The following is a 14,731-nucleotide window of genomic DNA, read 5'->3' on the forward strand; positions in this document are numbered from 1 at the left end:
TCGTTAATAGTATATAGGCATTTGTAAATAGTATATAGATATTCGTAGTTGGTATTTGGACGTGGTGCACTTTTTCTAGATTGAGATGTGAGATTTGAGTCCTGAGACATGCAAAGCCCCTCGGCCAGTGTGGCGTATTGAGGGGTTAGGCGCCAATGGCTTTATACTTTCAACTTTTTACTTTCAACTTTTTACTTTCAACTTTTTACTTTCAACTCAGCAACGGTCTTTCATCTTTGTTCGTTTTTCTTTGCTCTTCCTACCCTAGGGTTCTGGTTCACAATTCTTGGCTCTTGGTTCGATTACACGCCGGGTCTTTACATCCTTTTTTTTGGTCTCACCGAGGGTTACGCGCAGACTTAGAACTTAACACTTACAACCTAGAACTTCGCTACGCTCTGAATGGCCCGCGAGGAAGTGATTGTGAGGGAAAGCCCAGAAAAAAAGCGCCTCTGTTTTCACAGATAGCGCTTAACCTTACTTGTATAGTTACAATTGAACAGTCTTTATCAGCTCATCTTGAGCTTTTTCTGAATATCGTTTACGTAGATCTTAAACTTCTTATCTGTTTCGATCAGGTCTTCGACCGTTTGGCATGCATAAATCACCGTACTGTGGTCGCGCCCGCCGAAAAATGCACCGATCGTTTTAAGTGATGATTTCGTGTGGCTTTTTGAAAGATACATAGAGATCTGGCGCGCCTGAACAATTTCGCGTTTCCGGGTCTGCGATTTTACCATATCTACAGGCACTTCGAAATATTCGCATACCAGTTTCTGGATGTATTCCATCGAGATCTCTTTCGAGGTATTCTTGATAAAATTCTTCAGCATCTGTTTAGCCAGGATGAGATCGATGTCTTTTTTATTAAGGGTCGACTGTGCCAGAAGCGATACCATTGCACCCTCAAGCTCACGGACATTGTTATCAATGTTATGTGCAACATACTCGATCACCTCTGCCGGCAGCTCGATCCCGTCGGCATACATCTTCTTTTTAAGAATAGCAATTCTTGTTTCCAGATCAGGGATCTGCAGATCAGCAGAAAGCCCCCACTTAAAGCGGCTAAGCAGACGCTCCTCCAATCCGGCAAGATCTTTAGGCGCTTTATCAGATGTCAGGATAACCTGTTTACCCATCTGGTGCAGGTGGTTGAAGATATGAAAGAAGATATCCTGTGTCTTTTCTTTCCCGGCAAAGTTGTGCACATCGTCCATGATGATCACATCCATAGCCTGGTAGAAGTTCACAAAGTCGTTGATCGTATTGTTCTTAAGCGAGTCTACAAACTGCTGGCAAAATTTCTCGCAGGAAACATAAATAACCAGTTTATCCGGCATGTTTCTTTTGATCTCGTTCCCTATAGCCTGTGCCAGGTGTGTTTTACCAAGACCAACACCGCCATAGATCATCAGCGGGTTAAATGATGTGCCGCCTGGTTTTGCTGCTACGGCATAACCCGCAGAACGGGCCAGTCTGTTGCAGTCGCCTTCAATATAATTTTCAAAGGTGTAATTCGCATTGAGCTGCGGATCAACATTCAGCTTTTTCAGGCCGGGAATGATGAATGGGTTTTTAATGTCTTTATTGATCGATACCGGGATCGGCATAGACTGCATCTTCGCCTCCGCCCCATTGCCGTTAGACGGCATATTGGTTGTGTAAGGATTTCCTGAGCTCGAAGACTTGTCTACGACGATGTTGTATTCGAGCCTACCTTCATCGCCAAGCTGCTTTTTTACGGTTTTCCGAAGCAAGCCTACGTAGTGCTCCTCCAGCCACTCGTAGAAAAACAAACTCGGTACCTGGATGGTAAGTACTTTGCCTTCCAACTTAAGGGCTTTGATCGGCTCAAACCAGGTCTTGAAACTCTGGTTCGGGATGTTGTCCTTTATGATTTGGAGACAGTTCTTCCATACTTCGGTACAAGTTTTTTCCATTGTTAAATTCGCAAATTATTGGTTTTCAGTTCCGATCCGATTGTTAGGGGTGGGTCGTTTCGGGAAGTCGAATATTGGGAAAATTATCAACATAAAAAATTAAAATTTGAATTATTTCGTAACTGTCTCAACCCTAGATTTGTACCGTATTTAGCCTGAATTTTTAGTGTTAATAACTATTTTTCCACATCCTTTTAATACTCGCCAAAAGTATTACGTAACACATCAGAAATCTCGCCCAGCGTGCTGTATTCCTCGACTGCAGCCAAAATAAAGGGCATTAAATTAGCTTCTGAGGCGGCAGCTTTGGCCAGATTTTCAAGCGCTTGGCGTACTGCTGTTTCATTGCGGTTTATACGTAGTGTCTTTAGCCCTTCACTTTGCTGCCGGCGCACCTCTTCATTGATGTGGAAAACCTCGGGCGAAGCCGTTTCAGGCTCAACAAATTTGTTTACTCCGACTACAATCCGGCTTCCGTTTTCGACCTCCTGCTGATGCAGGTATGCTGATGCGGCAATCTCCTGCTGAATATAATCCTGCTCTATCGCTTTTACTGAACCACCCATAGCATCAATCTTATCTATGTAGGTCCATGCGGCGGCCTCTACTTCGTTAGTCAGGTTTTCTACAAAGTACGATCCCGCGAGCGGATCGACCGTATCTGTCACTCCGGTTTCAAACGCAATGATTTGCTGTGTACGCAGGGCTACCCTGGCGGCTGCCTCGGTAGGCAGCGAGATTGCTTCGTCGTAACCATTTGTATGGAGCGATTGGGTACCACCCAGCACTGCGGCCATGGCCTGGTTGGTAACCCGGATCACGTTATTAAGCGGCTGTTGCGCTGTAAGCGTCGAGCCGCCGGTTTGTGTGTGAAAACGAAGCATCTGCGCTTTCTCATCGGTGGCCCCAAGCTCTTTCGCAATTTTCGCCCACATGCGTCTGGCGGCCCTGAATTTGGCGATCTCTTCGAAGAAGTTATTGTGACAGTTAAAGAAAAAGGATAGCCGCTTAGCAAATACATTAATATCAAGCCCCTTTTTTTGGGCCGCCTGCAGATAAGCTTTTCCGTTTGCCAGCGTAAAGGCCAACTCCTGTACCGCTGTAGATCCCGCCTCGCGTATGTGGTATCCGGATATAGAGATTGTATTCCATTTAGGCAGCTCGGTGCTGCAGTACTCGAATATATCTGTAATAATGCGCATGGAAGGTGCCGGCGGATAGATATATGTTCCGCGGGCAGCGTACTCCTTTAATATATCGTTCTGAATTGTTCCCGACAGCTGCTTCAGATCGGCACCCTGCTTTTTTGCCAGTGCCACATACATACTAAGCAGGATGGCAGCGGTTGCGTTGATCGTCATACTGGTCGTGATTTTCTCAAGCTCAATGCCGCGGAAAAGAATCTCCATATCAGCAAGCGAATCAATAGCCACACCAACCTTGCCTACCTCCCCTTCTGCCATCGGATGGTCGGAATCGTAGCCGATCTGCGTGGGCAGATCAAAGGCGACTGACAGCCCCATGGTACCCTGCGCCAGGAGGTAATGGTATCTTTTATTTGATTCTTCGGCGGTTGAAAAACCAGCGTACTGACGCATCGTCCAAAGCCGGCCCCGATACATATCTTTTTGGATACCCCGTGTAAAAGGAAATGCGCCCGGGCGTTCATTCATTTCGGGTGCTGCCGTATACAGCTCCTTGATTTCAATACCCGAAGGCGTACGGTGTTGGCTTTCTGCACCCATAAGCGTTTGTTTATGAACAGTAAATTTCAAATTAGTCAAAAACAAAAATGTGCATTATTCTTTATATTTGTGTTCTATAAACACGATAGCATGAGCACATTGACAGATACAACATTTGCACCGGTAAGTTTTACGGAAGGCGCCATCAAAGAGCTTATTAAACTAAAGGACCAGCAGGAGATTGGTGATGATTTCGGTCTGCGTGTAGGTGCAGAAGGCGGCGGCTGTGCAGGTATGAATTACGTGCTTGGTTTTGACCAGAAGAAAGAAGGCGATCAGGAGTTTCTGATCGACGGAATCCGTGTCTTTATGCACAAGGCACACCAGATGTACCTGCTCGGCATGCAGATTGACTGGCAGGATGGCCTGAACTCACGTGGTTTTACATTTAATAATCCGAATGCAACCAGTACCTGTGGCTGCGGAACCAGTTTTTCGGCCTGATCCGGTATTCGTTCTGTAACATTTATAAAGGTCCCGTTGTCTTAACCACGGGACTTTTTATTTTTATAACGCCAGGGCAGTCTATCGGTAACTGATCGGGCATACGCGCCAAACATGAATTACAGAGAGAATATCCGTCTTGCCATCCAGTCAATCAAGAGCAACCGCCTGCGCACCATGCTTACGGCACTGATCATTGCTATCGGGCTGAGTGCGCTTGTCGGCATCCTGACAACGCTTGATGCGGTAAAGAAGAGCATGACAGAAGCTTTCTCCAGCATGGGCGCTAACTCTTTCACGATAAGAAACCGGGGTACAGGTATCAGGATCGGAGGCTCCGGTCAGCGCCCAAAGAGATACAAATCAATCCGGTATGAAGATGCAAAGGCATTTAAAGAGCAGCTTGAAGCGCCGGCAACCGTTGCGCTCAGCGTTTTTGCCAGCGGCGCCTCTACCGTCAAATACGGGAACGAAAAGACCAACCCGAACATCAATGTTCAGGGTACAGATGAAAACGGCCTTGCTTCGCAGGGATTAAACATATCTCTCGGCAGAAACTTCAGCATTTCTGAGGTTGAACTGGGCAGCAACGTTTGTATCGTAGGCAGTGAAGTAACCAAAAAGCTGTTTCCTGAAGAGTCTCCGTTAGACAAGCTGGTGAGCGTGGGCAACAACCGCTTCAAAATTATCGGCGTTCTTGAGTCTAAAGGCTCGAGTATGGGCTTCAGCGGCGACAGGTCTGTATATATTCCGCTGCTTAAAGCGAAACAGATCAACTCAAATTCAAACCCTTCATACACAATTACCGTCAATGTAACCGACAACACACTGATGGATGCTGTCATAGGCGAATCGACCGCAATCTTCAGAAACATCCGGAAGGTAAAAGTGACCGCTGAAAACAATTTTGAGATCACCAAGAGTGACGCGGTTGCACAGACGCTATTTGAGAACCTCAATTTCATCGCCATCGGGGGTGTTGCTATTGGCGTGATTACACTGATCGGCGCATCGATCGGTCTTATGAACATCATGCTGGTATCTGTAACGGAACGCACAAGGGAAATCGGCGTGCGCAAAGCCATCGGTGCCAACCCGGCTGTAATCAGAAAACAGTTCCTGATCGAAGCGGTCGTCATCTGCCTGATGGGCGGAATGATGGGTATCTTTCTCGGTATAGGGCTCGGGAATGTCATTTCCCTGCTTATGGGCGGCTCCTTTATTATACCCTGGACATTTATATTCGGCGGCCTGGTTCTTTGTGTCGGGGTAGGCATTATGTCAGGATATTACCCTGCAAAAAAGGCTTCGAAACTGGATCCAGTCGAAGCCTTGCGCTATGAGTAAACCGGTTTCCCGGAATTGTTACCTGTTCTGATATTGGGTTTCGTAATAAGCCTGGTAATTTCCCGAAGTAACGTTGTTCAGCCATTCCTCATTCTGAAGATACCATTCAACGGTTTTTTCCAGGCCTTCTTCAAACTGCAGGCTTGGTACCCAGTTTAACTCACGCTGCAGCTTTGTTGAGTCAATTGCATACCGCAGGTCGTGCCCGGCACGATCGGTCACAAAGGTGATCAGACTTGCCGATTCGCCCGGTTCCCTGCCAAGTTTCTTATCCATAATACGGCAAAGCAGGTTAATCAGGTCAATATTTTTCCATTCGTTATGCCCGCCAATATTATAGGTCTGGCCGGTTGCGGCCTGGTGGTAGATGACGTCGATGGCCCGTGCATGGTCTTCGACCCATAACCAGTCGCGTACATTTTCGCCGCGGCCATACACTGGCACCGGTTTATTGTTTTTAATGTTATTGATAGCCAACGGAATGAGTTTCTCTGGAAAGTGGTGTGAGCCATAGTTGTTTGAGCAGTTCGAAACCACGATGTCAATTCCATAAGTATCATGGTATGCGCGCACAAAATGATCTGAAGAAGCCTTTGAAGCAGAGTATGGACTATGGGGATCGTAAGCAGTAGTTTCAGTAAACATGCCCGTTTCGCCAAGCGCGCCGTACACTTCGTCTGTAGAGACGTGATAAAAACGTTTCTGATCATATGCGCCTTTCCAATATTCACGCGCAGCGTTAAGCAGATTAACCGTTCCAATCACATTGGTCATAACAAAAGCTGTCGGATCAGCGATAGACCGGTCGACATGCGATTCTGCAGCAAGGTGGATGACGCCGTCAAAATTTTCCGTTCTGAACAGCTCATTGATTTCTGCAGCATCGGTGATATCCAGTTTTACAAATCTGTAATTCGGACTGTTTTCAATATCGCTCAGATTGGCGAGGTTACCGGCATAAGTCAGTTTATCAAGATTGACAATCTCATAGTCGGGATAATTCGAAACAAAACGGCGCACAACGTGCGATCCGATAAACCCGGCGCCGCCGGTAATGAGGATTTTTTTTGGCATGTTAATCGATTTTTTCAGGCAGGCCCTGATAAGCCGCGGCTCCTGCCATTTTAGAATTATAAATTTTCTGCAGCAGACCGTTCAGCGCTTCACTGAGGTCGAACTGAAGGTCTTCATGCAATTTTTCAAATTTTACAATCAGTGCCGCAACCGCCTTCGTATAATAGGCATTAAAAAGAGTTGCGTAATCTCTGAAACTGTATGTTTTTGAACGATAGGTAAGCGGCACCACTGACAAAAGGTACATTTTCAGTTCCACCTCACCTACCGGATCTTTTGTCACTTTAACAAAGTGATTCATCTCTTTCATCAGCTTCCGAAGTTTTGTAAGGGCTTCTTTGGCATTCAGCCGTTGCATTTCAGGCACGGCTTCATCTGCCAGCAGCTTTAATTTTTCCTTCCGGTCTTCAAGATCGGAGGGATCTTCAAGCAGCTTGAAGTGGAGGTGCTCGGTCAGTACTTTATCCCTGGCAAGTAAACGAAGCAGCAGCTTGTCCTTCTCCTTTACGGGAAGGGCTGTGATGGTCTTTTTCAGCTCCGGATGCTCGCTCAGCTTCATTCAAACGGATTTGCCTTGATGTATTTTTCCCATTCCCAGGCCGAGCGCATCATTTCTTCGATACCGAGCTCAGCTTTCCAGCCAAGCTTTTCGGCAGATTTGTCAACGCTTCCGTAGATCTGCTCGATATCGCCTTCACGACGGGGCCCGATCTGGTAATTCAGTTTTTCTCCTGTTGATGATTCAAAAGCTGCAATGATCTCCAATACAGAAGATCCTTTTCCGGTGCCAACATTGAACACCTCGTAATTGCCTTCGCTCCGGCCCTCTTCCATACGTTTCAGCGCCGCCACATGTGCCTTTGCCAGGTCTACAACATGGATATAATCCCGGATAGCGCTGCCGTCCGGCGTATTGTAATCGTTTCCGTACACCGTAATCGGACCACGTTTGCCTATAGCTGACTGGGTTATAAAAGGCACCAGGTTTTGGGGAACGCCGTTAGGAAGCTCGCCAATAAGCGCAGACTTGTGCGCACCAACCGGGTTAAAATAACGCAGTGAAATAACATTCAGATCAGGGCTTACCGCACAGGTTTCAGCCAGAATCTCTTCTGCAATCTGTTTTGTATTTCCGTAAGGCGACTCTGCCTTTTTTACAGGCGCCGACTCATTAACCGGTAACTGATCCGGCTGACCATACACCGTACATGAAGATGAGAAAACGAAGTTTAGCCTGCTGTTGAAGGCCTGCAGCAGGTTGATCAGACTAAAGAAGTTGTTTCTGTAGTATTTAAGTGGCTTCTCGACCGATTCGCCAACCGCTTTAGATGCCGCAAAATGGATAACGCCCGAAATGTCAGCATTCTGCTCAGCAAAGGCTTTTACCATTTGCTCATCGCAGAGGTCGAACTGGAAAAAAAGCGGCTTTTTCCCGATGATGGCTTCGATCTGATCAAGTATCCGGATGTTGGAATTTGAGAGATCATCTACGATCAGCACTTCGTATCCTGCCTGATGCAGCTCGACAACCGTATGGGAACCGATGTACCCGGTGCCTCCTGTTACAAGTATCTTCATTTGTCTTCTATAATTTTAGGTGCGGCCTCTATCTGGCCGTTTCAGGAGCTTCTGCCGGCAACAGGGCTGCCGGCAGAAATCACATCCTATTTATTGTAAGTGGCAAAGTCTTTATGCTCGATCTTTTCCAGCTTTTCTTTTGGCAGCGATTTGAAATACTCATAAGTAATCTTCAAACCTTCAGCACGGCCAACCTTCGGTTCCCAGCCAAGCAGTTCTTTGGCTTTTGTAATATCGGGGCGGCGTTGTTTTGGATCATCCTGAGGCAATTCACGATAAACAATCTTCTGATCCGTGCCGGTCAGTTTGATAATTTCCTCACAGAATTGTTTAATGGTAATCTCATCGGGGTTCCCGATGTTGACCGGTGAGGCGTAATCTGACATCAGCAAGCGGTATATCCCCTCGACCAGGTCATCAACATAACAGAATGAGCGGGTTTGAGAGCCATCGCCGAAAACGGTGAGGTCTTCACCCCGCAGCGCCTGCCCGATAAAAGCAGGAAGAACGCGTCCATCGTTCAAACGCATACGTGGTCCGTAGGTATTAAATATCCTGACAATCCGGGTCTCCAGACCGTGAAAGGTATGGTAAGCCATGGTGATGGCTTCCTGGAAACGTTTTGCCTCGTCGTAAACTCCCCGCGGACCAACCGGGTTCACATTGCCCCAGTATTCCTCGGGCTGCGGGTTAACGCTGGGATCTCCATAGATTTCTGAGGTAGATGCGATGATCATCCTTGCTTTCTTGGCCCTGGCCAGGCCAAGCAGGTTATGCGTTCCGAGAGAACCGACCTTGAGGGTCTGGATTGGGATTTTCAGGTAATCGATCGGGCTGGCCGGCGATGCAAAGTGCAGGATGTAGTCCAGTTCGCCGGGAACATGTACAAATTTTGAAACGTCGTGATTGTAAAACTCGAAAGTCTCTAATTTGAACAGATGTTCAATATTATCAAGATCGCCGGTAATGAGGTTGTCCATGCCGATCACATGAAAGCCTTCGGCGATGAATCTGTCGCAAAGGTGCGAGCCAAGAAAGCCTGCGGCACCTGTTATTAGAACTCTTTTTCTGGCCATTTTTTAATTGATCTGCTTACGTCCGATACTGTTATAATAATAACCCAGGTCGATCATCTTTTCAAGATCGTACAGGTTTCTGCCGTCAAAGATGATCTTGTTTTTCAGGCTGCTTTCAACGCGGTCGAAATCAGGGTTGCGAAACAGCGACCACTCGGTAACGATAAGAAGGGCATCGGCATCCTGCAGGGCATCATAAGGGTTTTCCGCATAGGCAACCTTGTCACCAATCAGGGCCTTAACATTTGCCATGGCTTCCGGATCAAAAACGGTAACAGTTGCACCATGTTTCACCAGTGCATCAATAATGTACAGAGCCGGTGCCTCGCGGATGTCATCAGTCTCCGGTTTGAAAGCAAGACCCCAGAGAGCAAAATGTTTTCCCTGGATGTTGTTGCCGTAATATTTAAGCACTTTCTCCACCAGGATGGTTTTTTGTTTTTCGTTGACGTCCATTACCGACTTCAGAATCGCAAAATCGTACTCATTTTCATCTGCCGATTTAACGAGTGCCTGAACGTCTTTAGGGAAGCAGGATCCGCCATAACCTACGCCAGGAAACAGGAATCGTTTACCAATACGGCTGTCAGAGCCAATTCCCTTACGGACTGCATCTACATCTGCACCCACGAGCTCGCAAAGGTTTGCAATCTCGTTCATAAAGGTAATTTTTGTTGCCAGGAAAGAGTTGGCAGCATATTTAGTCAGTTCAGAAGAACGCTCATCCATAAATAGAATCGGGTTTCCCTGACGTACATACGGACCGTACAATTCAGCCATCAGTTTCTTCGCCTTTTCGCTGGTTGTACCTACTACCACGCGATCGGGTTTCATAAAGTCTTCTACCGCGACACCTTCCCGCAGAAATTCAGGGTTCGACACCACATCTACCTCAATCTCAGTATGCTCTTTGAAAACCGCCTGTACTTTATCGGCAGTCCCTACCGGAACCGTTGATTTGTTCACAATAACCTTATACTCGGTAATGAGTTTCGAAATATCTTTGGCAGCGCCAAGGATATAAGAGAGATCGGCAGCTCCGTCTCCGCCCGGAGGCGTCGGGAGGGCCATAAATATAATTTGTGCCTCTTTCACAGCAGCGCTCAGGTCTGTTGTAAAAGTAAGGCGGTTCTGGGCAATGTTGCGGTGAAAAAGAAGATCGAGACCCGGCTCATAAATGGGTACCTGTCCATCCTGCATTTTTTTAACTTTCGCTTCGTTAATATCGACGCATATCACGTCATTTCCTGTTTCAGCAAGACAGGTACCTGTGACAAGGCCTACATAGCCTGTTCCGATTACTGCGATCTTCATTGAGTTTTAGGATTAATTTTTAAAAATCTATCTTCGGCGAAGATAATAAATAAGATGTGAAGATGCTTTTGCTTTACAACATATCAATAAGAATTTATGGCCTGTTGATCAGGATGGTTGCCTTATGGAATGGTAAAGCGCGTCTCTTTGTGCAGGGAAGGAAAAACGTCTGGAAAAATATTTCTGAAAAGATAGATCCGAGCGTGCAGCATGTGTGGTTTCACTTCCCCTCGCTGGGCGAATTTGAACAGGGCCGGCCCGTTTTAGAGGCCCTGAAAGTTGCCAGACCGGATAAACGGATCATCATCACCTTTTTTTCGCCATCAGGCTACGAGATCAGAAAAAATTATGACCTGGCAAACGCCGTCTTTTATCTTCCGCTCGATTCGGCAGAAAATGCCAGGCGCTTCATTGACTCAATTAATCCGGAAATGGCCATATTTGTCAAGTACGACTATTGGCACCACTATTTCCTGACGCTTAAAAAGCGTAACATTCCGCTTTACATGGTTTCGGCAATTTTCAGAAAGGAACAAATTTATTTCAAATGGTACGGCGGCTTCTACAGAAAGATTCTTAAATCGGTACGATTCTTTTTCCTTCAAAATCAGGAAAGCGTAAACCTGCTTCGCAGTCTTGGCTTTTACAACCTGGTTTTAGCGGGCGATACGCGGTTTGACCGTGTTGCAGCGCATGCAACAGTAGCACGCCACATTGATGAGGTGGCAAGATTCAGTGCGGAAAAACCCCTGCTGGTTGCAGGCAGCACCTGGCCCGCAGACGAGCGCTTACTTGCGGGTCTGATGGAGAAAAACCCGGATTGGAAAATGGTGCTGGCACCGCATGAAATTGGGGAAAGCCACCTTAGCGAGCTGAAAAAACGTTTTCCTGAAGCCTTGTTTTTTTCTGAGTTTTCTAATGAAAGGGCTGCAAACGCGCAGATTCTGATTATTGACAACATCGGCATGCTGTCATCGCTCTATCAATACGGAAAAATCGCCTACATTGGCGGAGGCTTTGGCGCCGGTATTCATAACACGCTCGAGGCAGCGGCGTTTGGCTTACCAGTAATCTACGGACCAAACGACCACAAGTTCCAGGAGGCACAGGATCTTCGGGCCGTAAACGCTGCCTGCCGGATCAGTGATGAGGCCTCATTGCTTGCAGCCTTCAACATGCTTAAAGCAGACGCCGTAGCGGGCGACCGTGCCCGAAGCTATGTGCAGAAAAAAACGGGTGCAACAGCTGTTATCCTGAGCCGGATGCTTGGTCAAATCTGATCAACACGCACCCAGTCCATTCCGGCTGCAATCGCGCCGTCAACTCCGGGCTGTCCATCTTCAAATACAATACATTTTGCAGGGTCTACGCCCAGCTGTTGTGCGGCAAGCAGGAAGGGATCTGCATGAGGTTTACCCAGCTTCGTTTCGCCGGCACAAACCATTACTTCGATCAGATCAATGATGCCGAGTACCGTCAGTGTGCGGGTAACGGTTGTTCTGGAACCACCTGACACCACGCCGATCCTGACTTTGCCCGCATGATTCCTGAGATGCTGAACCACGAACCCAACAGGAATAGTATGCTCGATAAACTTTTCAAAAAAGACCGCCGATTTCTCAGCAGCGAACGTATCAGGCAATTGAACCCCATAACGGCGGCTAATCTCTTTTGCAACGACAACGGTTGGCCAGCCGGCTGTTTCGTCAATCAGTGCGGTATCAAGGTTTACGCCATAGCCGGCAGCTACCTCTGCATATGAACGTTTATGGGCATCGATGTTATCAGCAAGGGTCCCATCAACGTCGTACAGAAATGCCTGGTAGTCGCCACTGGTGCGTTCAGTAAGTTGTTGTAATTTATCTTGATCTGTGTCCATTTTGTTTTTCTAAGGCAAGCAAGCAGGTGCGGATTACCTCCTCCTGGCTTACTGATGCATCTATTGTGATCGCGTTTTCATCTGTTACAGGCGGTTCGAGCGTTGCCAGCTGACTGTCAAGCAGGCTGGCCGGCATATAATGTCCCTCTCGCTTTGATAGTCTTGACCTCAGCAGCTCTTTCTCAACGTGAAGGTATAGAAAGCAGAGACCGGGGATGCCCTCCCGCAGCAGATCGCGGTAGCTTTTTTTGAGTGCGGAGCAACTTAAAACGAATGACTTTCCTTCCCGGTGATGCAAAAAAATTTCCTCATGCAGGGTTTTCAGCCAACCGGCACGATCTTCATCCTGCAGCGCAATTCCCCTGCTCATCTTTTCGACATTTGCTTCCGAATGATAGGCATCGCCCTCAAGAAAGGCCGCAGCCAGCGCCCTGGCGATGGCCTGACCGACAACAGATTTTCCGCTGCCCGAGACGCCCATGATCACTACCTGGTAAAGAGCCATATCTAATGATTCAAAGCCAGGTCTGCCAGCGCCTCAATAAACTTCGGATTGTCGTTCAGGCTTTCTACCAGATGCACGTGCTCACCGCCAAGAGCCTTGAATTCTTCATGGTATTCTACTGTAATTTCATAGACCGTTTCCAGGCAATCGGCCACAAAGGCCGGGCTAAATGCCAGCAAACGTTTTTTGCCTTCAGCGGCAAGCTTTTTCAGCACGTCTGTGGTATAGGGCTGCACCCAGGGCTCTTTGCCAAGGCGCGATTGAAAACACACAGTATATTGTTCGCGTGTTATGCCCAGCTCTGCAGCAATCAGCCTTGCCGTATCATGACCTTGTGCTGAATAGCAGAATTTGTTCACATCTGTAAGCTGCTCACAACAGTTGTCGCGTTTCAAACAATGACTTCCCGTATGGTCGCACTTTAACAGTTGCCGCTCAGGAAGTCCATGGAAACTGAACAGGACATGGTCATACGAGGCTACGTCATGCTTTTGTGCATGTTCTGCAAATGTCCGGATAACCAGCGGATGGTTATGAAATGAGTTCACAAATGAAACCGGGGGAATGGTGGGCCACCGGGACAAAAGCTCCATAACAAGCTGCATAACGGAACCTGTGCTGGCTGATGCGTATTGAGGAAACAGGGGAATAACCCGGATGCTCTCAACGAGCCCGGCTTTGAGGTTTGCCAATGCGCTTTCGATCGACGGATTCTGATAACGCATAGCCAGCTCAACGTGGTAGTCGTCGCCCAGCTCATCCTGAAGCATCTGCGCCTGGATCTTGCTGTAGTAGAGTAACGGAGAACCCTGGGGTCCCCAGATTTTTTTGTACAGCGCAGAAGTTTTGGGGCTTCTGAAAGGGACAATGATACCTTTAACCAACAAGGCCCGCCTGAAGGCTGCAATATCGATAACCCGTTCGTCCATCAGGAACTGGTCCAGGTAGCGTTTTACATCTTTAACTTCCGGGCTATCGGGTGTGCCCAGGTTTACAAGTAGTATTCCTTTTTTCCCCATATAAAAATAAATAGAAGCGCTGGGCTTCAGGTTTTGCTGTTCGCGGGCAAATATCGCCAATTCGCACCGCTGGCCAGACATTTCTGCGTAAAAATCTCCCGCCTCTCGCTATCCTGAGTGGCTTTTTGTTTTATAAAGCTGCCACCAGGGAAGGTAGGGACGTTCATGATGCTCAAGATGATATCCGAAGAAATAACAGCTTATAAAAGCAAGTAAATGATTCTTTTGCTGGCTTCTGGCATGATGAATATTGTCATGCTCGCCCCGGTGCGGCAGATAGGTACCGAAGTAAAAAAGCTGTAAAGTACTCAAAAGCGCCGGGGCTACCCAAAACAGAAGAATGTTCTTTTCAGGGAACCAGATCTTGAGGACGTTATAAAGTATGGCCATTATTACAAGTTGGATCCAGGTCAGGTACTGAAGCATAAAACTGAAGTACCAGCGCAGAAAGCCATGAGGCGCGTAATCAGGGTCCTCTGCCGTATGTACATGGCTATGATGCCGGTGGTGCCGTGCATAAAGACCATCATAGAAAAAGCCTGCGTACAAAAACGCGCATACACGGCCAACGAAGCGGTTTAGCGAAGCATTTGGCGATACGCTTCCGTGCATGGCATCGTGCGCTGTAATAAAAAGACCGGTAAAGAGGTGCATCTGGATAAGAACCATCAGGTAAACCAGCGGATTGGTCCAGGAGAAATCCCAGTCGAGAAGCAATAGCAGACTAACCAGCCAGAGTGTAATAAGGCAGCCGGCTGCGAACAGACCGGTAACAGATGATGGTTTTTGTGCATGCATGACGCCTGGCTT

At 47.5% G+C, this 14,731-nt stretch carries 14 protein-coding genes; 3 read left to right on the forward strand and 11 right to left on the reverse strand.

The annotated features are described in order from the left end of the window. Positions 1-509 precede the first annotated feature (509 nt). Positions 510-1,940: a chromosomal replication initiator protein DnaA gene (gene dnaA / locus EJV45_RS18460; RefSeq protein WP_129718117.1), complete on the reverse strand. Its 1,431-nt coding sequence runs from the start codon at positions 1,938-1,940 to the stop codon at positions 510-512. 194 nt (positions 1,941-2,134) lie between these two features. Continuing rightward, a complete protein-coding gene (locus tag EJV45_RS18465) occupies positions 2,135-3,685 on the reverse strand; it encodes a methylmalonyl-CoA mutase (RefSeq protein ID WP_129718118.1) in 1,551 nt (516 codons plus the stop codon). Positions 3,686-3,775: 90 nt separating this feature from the next. Here EJV45_RS18465 and EJV45_RS18470 point away from each other — a divergent pair, with 90 nt between their 5' ends. After that, the gene (locus EJV45_RS18470) at positions 3,776-4,129 is read left to right on the forward strand and encodes an iron-sulfur cluster assembly accessory protein (RefSeq protein WP_129718119.1); all 354 of its coding nucleotides are present in this window, start codon (positions 3,776-3,778) and stop codon (positions 4,127-4,129) included. A gap of 114 nt (positions 4,130-4,243) precedes the next feature. Then, on the forward strand, positions 4,244-5,476 hold the full coding sequence (locus tag EJV45_RS18475) for an ABC transporter permease (protein ID WP_129718120.1): 1,233 nt from the start codon (positions 4,244-4,246) through the stop codon (positions 5,474-5,476). Between the two features lie 18 nt (positions 5,477-5,494). Here the strand turns inward: EJV45_RS18475 and rfbB are convergent, their stop codons facing one another. From rfbB to EJV45_RS18500, 5 genes are all read right to left on the reverse strand, one after another. Then, positions 5,495-6,550 (reverse strand): dTDP-glucose 4,6-dehydratase, encoded by a 1,056-nt coding sequence (gene rfbB, locus EJV45_RS18480; RefSeq protein WP_129718121.1) that lies wholly within the window; start codon positions 6,548-6,550, stop codon positions 5,495-5,497. Position 6,551: 1 nt separating this feature from the next. Next, complete coding sequence (locus EJV45_RS18485) at positions 6,552-7,109, reverse strand: hypothetical protein (RefSeq protein WP_129718122.1); 558 nt, start codon at positions 7,107-7,109, stop codon at positions 6,552-6,554. Next, the gene (gene galE / locus EJV45_RS18490) at positions 7,106-8,128 is read right to left on the reverse strand and encodes a UDP-glucose 4-epimerase GalE (RefSeq protein WP_129718123.1); all 1,023 of its coding nucleotides are present in this window, start codon (positions 8,126-8,128) and stop codon (positions 7,106-7,108) included. The genes EJV45_RS18485 and galE overlap by 4 nt, the downstream gene beginning before the upstream one ends. 86 nt (positions 8,129-8,214) lie before the next feature. Beyond that, positions 8,215-9,204, reverse strand: coding sequence for a UDP-glucuronic acid decarboxylase family protein (locus EJV45_RS18495; protein WP_129718124.1), 990 nt, complete (start codon positions 9,202-9,204; stop codon positions 8,215-8,217). A 3-nt stretch (positions 9,205-9,207) separates the two neighbouring features. Beyond that, positions 9,208-10,518 carry a UDP-glucose/GDP-mannose dehydrogenase family protein gene (locus EJV45_RS18500; protein WP_129718125.1) on the reverse strand — a complete coding sequence of 437 codons (1,311 nt, stop codon included), beginning with the start codon at positions 10,516-10,518 and terminating at the stop codon, positions 9,208-9,210. Positions 10,519-10,580: 62 nt separating this feature from the next. Here EJV45_RS18500 and EJV45_RS18505 point away from each other — a divergent pair, with 62 nt between their 5' ends. Next, a complete protein-coding gene (locus EJV45_RS18505) occupies positions 10,581-11,798 on the forward strand; it encodes a 3-deoxy-D-manno-octulosonic acid transferase (RefSeq protein ID WP_129718404.1) in 1,218 nt (405 codons plus the stop codon). On the opposite strand, the gene EJV45_RS18510 is transcribed toward EJV45_RS18505, so the two are convergent. From EJV45_RS18510 to EJV45_RS18525, 4 genes are all read right to left on the reverse strand, one after another. Beyond that, the gene (locus EJV45_RS18510) at positions 11,789-12,397 is read right to left on the reverse strand and encodes an HAD family phosphatase (protein ID WP_129718126.1); all 609 of its coding nucleotides are present in this window, start codon (positions 12,395-12,397) and stop codon (positions 11,789-11,791) included. The two genes, EJV45_RS18505 and EJV45_RS18510, sit on opposite strands and share 10 nt — an antisense overlap. Then, on the reverse strand, positions 12,378-12,902 hold the full coding sequence (locus EJV45_RS18515; RefSeq protein WP_129718127.1) for a gluconokinase: 525 nt from the start codon (positions 12,900-12,902) through the stop codon (positions 12,378-12,380). Before EJV45_RS18515 ends, EJV45_RS18510 begins: the two co-directional genes overlap by 20 nt. A 2-nt stretch (positions 12,903-12,904) precedes the next feature. Further along, complete coding sequence (hemH, locus tag EJV45_RS18520; RefSeq protein ID WP_129718128.1) at positions 12,905-13,921, reverse strand: ferrochelatase; 1,017 nt, start codon at positions 13,919-13,921, stop codon at positions 12,905-12,907. 108 nt (positions 13,922-14,029) lie between these two features. Continuing rightward, positions 14,030-14,719 (reverse strand): fatty acid desaturase, encoded by a 690-nt coding sequence (locus EJV45_RS18525; RefSeq protein ID WP_129718129.1) that lies wholly within the window; start codon positions 14,717-14,719, stop codon positions 14,030-14,032. Positions 14,720-14,731 lie beyond the last annotated feature (12 nt).

Origin of the sequence: Pedobacter sp. SYP-B3415 (genome assembly GCF_004138205.1) — a bacterium.
Taxonomy (GTDB): Bacteria; Bacteroidota; Bacteroidia; order Sphingobacteriales; family Sphingobacteriaceae; genus Pedobacter.

What these genes read in the sequence shown, in the direction of transcription:
- dnaA (WP_129718117.1), bottom strand. Translation starts at nt 1,940, where the DNA reads ATGGAAAAAACTTGTACCGAAGTATGGAAGAACTGTCTCCAAATCATA.
- EJV45_RS18465 (WP_129718118.1), bottom strand. Translation starts at nt 3,685, where the DNA reads ATGGGTGCAGAAAGCCAACACCGTACGCCTTCGGGTATTGAAATCAAG.
- EJV45_RS18470 (WP_129718119.1), top strand. Translation starts at nt 3,776, where the DNA reads ATGAGCACATTGACAGATACAACATTTGCACCGGTAAGTTTTACGGAA.
- EJV45_RS18475 (WP_129718120.1), top strand. Translation starts at nt 4,244, where the DNA reads ATGAATTACAGAGAGAATATCCGTCTTGCCATCCAGTCAATCAAGAGC.
- rfbB (WP_129718121.1), bottom strand. Translation starts at nt 6,550, where the DNA reads ATGCCAAAAAAAATCCTCATTACCGGCGGCGCCGGGTTTATCGGATCG.
- EJV45_RS18485 (WP_129718122.1), bottom strand. Translation starts at nt 7,109, where the DNA reads ATGAAGCTGAGCGAGCATCCGGAGCTGAAAAAGACCATCACAGCCCTT.
- galE (WP_129718123.1), bottom strand. Translation starts at nt 8,128, where the DNA reads ATGAAGATACTTGTAACAGGAGGCACCGGGTACATCGGTTCCCATACG.
- EJV45_RS18495 (WP_129718124.1), bottom strand. Translation starts at nt 9,204, where the DNA reads ATGGCCAGAAAAAGAGTTCTAATAACAGGTGCCGCAGGCTTTCTTGGC.
- EJV45_RS18500 (WP_129718125.1), bottom strand. Translation starts at nt 10,518, where the DNA reads ATGAAGATCGCAGTAATCGGAACAGGCTATGTAGGCCTTGTCACAGGT.
- EJV45_RS18505 (WP_129718404.1), top strand. Translation starts at nt 10,581, where the DNA reads ATGCTTTTGCTTTACAACATATCAATAAGAATTTATGGCCTGTTGATC.
- EJV45_RS18510 (WP_129718126.1), bottom strand. Translation starts at nt 12,397, where the DNA reads ATGGACACAGATCAAGATAAATTACAACAACTTACTGAACGCACCAGT.
- EJV45_RS18515 (WP_129718127.1), bottom strand. Translation starts at nt 12,902, where the DNA reads ATGGCTCTTTACCAGGTAGTGATCATGGGCGTCTCGGGCAGCGGAAAA.
- hemH (WP_129718128.1), bottom strand. Translation starts at nt 13,921, where the DNA reads ATGGGGAAAAAAGGAATACTACTTGTAAACCTGGGCACACCCGATAGC.
- EJV45_RS18525 (WP_129718129.1), bottom strand. Translation starts at nt 14,719, where the DNA reads ATGCATGCACAAAAACCATCATCTGTTACCGGTCTGTTCGCAGCCGGC.